This is a genomic window from Methylocucumis oryzae, assembly GCF_000963695.1.
Classification (GTDB): domain Bacteria; phylum Pseudomonadota; class Gammaproteobacteria; order Methylococcales; family Methylomonadaceae; genus Methylovulum; species Methylovulum oryzae.
The window spans coordinates 1-3,194 of sequence record NZ_LAJX01000210.1; the positions used below are offsets into that span (position 1 = coordinate 1).

General features: G+C 42.0%; 7 protein-coding genes. 1 reads left to right on the forward strand and 6 read right to left on the reverse strand.

Annotated elements, in window-relative coordinates:
* The 5 genes from VZ94_RS17405 to VZ94_RS17420 all read right to left on the reverse strand — a co-directional run.
* A partial coding sequence (locus VZ94_RS17405) for a hypothetical protein (RefSeq protein WP_045780193.1) occupies positions 1-401 on the reverse strand: 401 nt, incomplete at its 3' end.
* A gap of 15 nt (positions 402-416) precedes the next feature.
* Positions 417-1,295, reverse strand: a complete 879-nt coding sequence (locus VZ94_RS17410) for a DegT/DnrJ/EryC1/StrS family aminotransferase (protein WP_045780194.1) — start codon at positions 1,293-1,295, stop codon at positions 417-419.
* Positions 1,296-1,305: 10 nt separating this feature from the next.
* Complete coding sequence (locus tag VZ94_RS17415) at positions 1,306-1,515, reverse strand: hypothetical protein (protein WP_045780195.1); 210 nt, start codon at positions 1,513-1,515, stop codon at positions 1,306-1,308.
* Positions 1,516-1,532: 17 nt separating this feature from the next.
* Entirely contained in the window at positions 1,533-1,709 is a 177-nt protein-coding gene (locus VZ94_RS26115; protein ID WP_157844968.1) for a hypothetical protein, read from the reverse strand.
* 84 nt (positions 1,710-1,793) lie between these two features.
* The gene (locus VZ94_RS17420; protein ID WP_045780196.1) at positions 1,794-2,210 is read right to left on the reverse strand and encodes a hypothetical protein; all 417 of its coding nucleotides are present in this window, start codon (positions 2,208-2,210) and stop codon (positions 1,794-1,796) included.
* A gap of 133 nt (positions 2,211-2,343) precedes the next feature.
* On the opposite strand from VZ94_RS17420, the gene VZ94_RS17425 reads away from it, so the two are divergent.
* Positions 2,344-2,781, forward strand: coding sequence for an Hsp20/alpha crystallin family protein (locus VZ94_RS17425; RefSeq protein ID WP_109867718.1), 438 nt, complete (start codon positions 2,344-2,346; stop codon positions 2,779-2,781).
* 34 nt (positions 2,782-2,815) lie between these two features.
* Here the strand turns inward: VZ94_RS17425 and VZ94_RS17430 are convergent.
* A partial coding sequence (locus tag VZ94_RS17430; RefSeq protein WP_045780197.1) for a glutamine amidotransferase-related protein occupies positions 2,816-3,194 on the reverse strand: 379 nt, incomplete at its 5' end.

Here is a 3,194-nt window from a genome sequence, read left to right on the forward strand (position 1 = left end):
AAAGGTGTCATGTGCGCTATACAACCCAACACACATTGCTTCTCATACGCTTCAAGCACAATCTCATCAAAATCGCCAACAAACAACAAATCGGCATCCACTAAGCCAATAACATCGGCATCTGTATCGTGCCACAAACGTACATAACCTGTTGCGTCATAAGTATCTTTTCGGAAAACCTCACGTTCAACCCAAATAAACTCTAAAGAATAGTCTTTAGTCCACGGATACTGCTCCGTTAAATCCCAAGGCTCAGCGTCTTCACCGACGACAACCAGGCAATGAGCATTTCGGCCAATATCTCCACCAAACGTCTTAAGCGATTCGACAAAATAATGCAACATACGCATATATTTATCATTGGGGCTAATAGGAATACGAAGTTCTAAAGTAGGTAACATACTGATAAAAAGGTTTTAATTTAAATTTAGTACGCCAACAATGGCGTCCCTAATTTGCGCATCGGTCAACATCGCCATGCCGCTATGACTTGGGATGTTCAGAATATGTTGATATAACGCCGACGCTTGTGGCAAGCCTGGCGCTAACGGCAAATAATATTTGCCGAATTGAATGGTTTGGTGCTGTTGTGCGATGCGCTCAGCGCTAATCGGCTTTGGGAATAACACCGGTACATGACCTAAAAACTTATCATCGGCTATATCCACTAATAATCGCCCACCTAAAGCTTGGGCGATAGTTTTAACTCGTTGTGTTTGCTGTCTATATAAAGGCAACCAATCATCGATGTGCAATAGGCGCTGTAAAATGAGCGCACTATCAAAATCAGATAATTTACTATTCATCGCGTATACTTGGGTATTGCTTGATTCCACACCAAAATTAATCAGCGACTTCGCCAACGCTTGCTCAGTTTTATTTACAATTAAGCAACCACCCTCACCCATACCCCAGGGCTTGGTTTGATGAAAACTGATAACCTCATCTGGTGCGTCGCTATTTTGACGCCCTGGATAGCAAAAACCCAGCGCATTATCGATGATAATGGCCTTGCCATGTATGCGGCAAAAATCGTTATACTCGGATAAATCATCGAATAAACCAAACATATTGGTGACGACCATCCCATCCCAAGCATCAATAGGTAAGGCTTTTAACGCTTCAAAGCTTAACAAACCTTGTTCATCACAATCAAGCACTAAGCTATTGGCTAAACAACCAATATGCGTACTAAAAAAACCATAGCCCGATACCACCCAACGCAAAGGCTTACCTGTAGCGATTGCTTTTAAATAGCAGGCAACAAATAATGCATCGGTTGCACTTTTGCACATGACGACAGTTTTATCTGCATGGACGTTTTAATTGTTCAGCAAGATACGCCTCTAAGGCGCACAAGACCGGACCAAAATTCGCCCAATGATTGCACCGTTTCGATGCCAGTAATAACTCTTCAAATAAAACAAAATCGACTGTCTTATTTTCTATAAACGAGCACAGGCTTTTAGCTTGAAAAGGTGATAACAGCAAATGCTGCACAATTTCAGGTATCACAGTGATTTTTTCCTATGTTAGCTCTTAGATGCCTGGCGATTCATTTGCTGTTGACAGGCCACTAGGTAGTATTCGGGACTGACTTGGACTAAGGCGGCTGCTTTATCGATTAATGTTGCGTCATCGATATTAAAGACATTGGCTAATTGCTTTACAACACTATGAGTATTTAGCAATAACTTTTCATAAGACACGAGCAAGATTGGGCGCTGTTCTTTTTTGTAGCTCCACTAATCGCAACATTTTTTTTTTGTATTTGGGAATACCGCATGAGTGTTTCAAAAAAAATCAGCCTGTTCTACCGATATAAATCGAGACGTCGTTGCAACTAAATCCCTCAACACGACGACTAGAACAATATTATTCGGTAGCGCTGAATAAAACGTCTGATGATGAATAGGTGATAACAGTTTAGGATCTTTCCAAGCATGATGTCTCTCAGAGGTTTGCCAAGCTTGAAGGTCGGCTATCAATGTTTGATAATCGCCCGCCAGCAACAGACGTCTATAGTCCTTTGTTTCCATAAACTCGTCGGCCTGCTCAAAAACAAAACCTAAACCTCGAAAAACTTGGGCTAATGCTGTCGTTCCTCCACGTCCTAGGCCAGTAATCAAAACATGCTGACAAGTTAATTCACTCGTAACGCTAATAGAAGGGCTTAATAGCGCTATTCCTTTATTTTCTAAATGCTCCATATGCCATCATCTGTTAAACAAGAAATTTTTACGCAGTATAGTTGAAATATTTTTTGCTTACCCCATTATCTTTATCGAATACAGGAACATACCTGCTACTCATAGGGTTTTAATTGTCATCGTGGAGGTTTTTATGGCTCGTTTGTTATCAACCTTGGAGTTTATCAACCAATTGCAAAAAGAACTAGAGCGTACCTATCAACAAGGTGCAAGTGGTGATGGTTCTATTGCCACAGCCGAATGGGCACCAGCTGTCGATATTAAAGAAGAGGCCAATAAATTCGTGTTACACGCCGATATTCCTGGCGTCAAACCCGAAGAAATCAACATCAGCATGGAAGATGGCGTATTAACGATTAAAGGTGAGAAAAAATCGGAAGCGACTACCGATCAAGAAGGCTATAAACGCGTAGAAAGGTCGTATGGTAGTTTTTACCGTCGGTTTAGCTTGCCTGATACCGCTAACCCCGATGCGATTAGCGCAAAGTCTAAACATGGCGTACTAGAGATAGTGATTCCTAAACGGGAAGCGGTACAACCGAAAAAGATTACCGTGGCTATCGAAGAATAACAGCTCATTGCTAGCGGTGGAGACTATCCCACCGCTAGCGTTTTAAGCAGCGCTGAACAAATCGTGTTAATAACTGATTAGCCTCTGGCGTTGCGGTCACAGCCTTCAACAACGCATCGCAGTCATAACCCATTCCTGATAATGCTAACGCTTGCTCGTGTATATAAGCGGTCATAATCGCCTCAGAAAACTCAGGATGAAATTGTACGCCCCAAGCATTATCACGAAAACGGATAATATGATGCGGTTCAAAGGCATTACCACCTAATACTTTTGCTCCACAAGGCAACACTCTTACCGATTGTGCGTGAGTAACATGAGCATTAAAACAGATAGGTAACGTAGCAAATAAATCATCATCAGCGCTTAAATCAGTTAACGCAATGGAGACCGTGCCAATTTCCCGGCCTAAT

Excerpts from the sequence above, each read along its gene's own strand:
- VZ94_RS17425 (WP_109867718.1), top strand. The coding sequence starts at position 2,344 with ATGGCTCGTTTGTTATCAACCTTGGAGTTTATCAACCAATTGCAAAAA.
- VZ94_RS17410 (WP_045780194.1), bottom strand. The coding sequence starts at position 1,295 with ATGTGCAAAAGTGCAACCGATGCATTATTTGTTGCCTGCTATTTAAAA.
- VZ94_RS17420 (WP_045780196.1), bottom strand. The coding sequence starts at position 2,210 with ATGGAGCATTTAGAAAATAAAGGAATAGCGCTATTAAGCCCTTCTATT.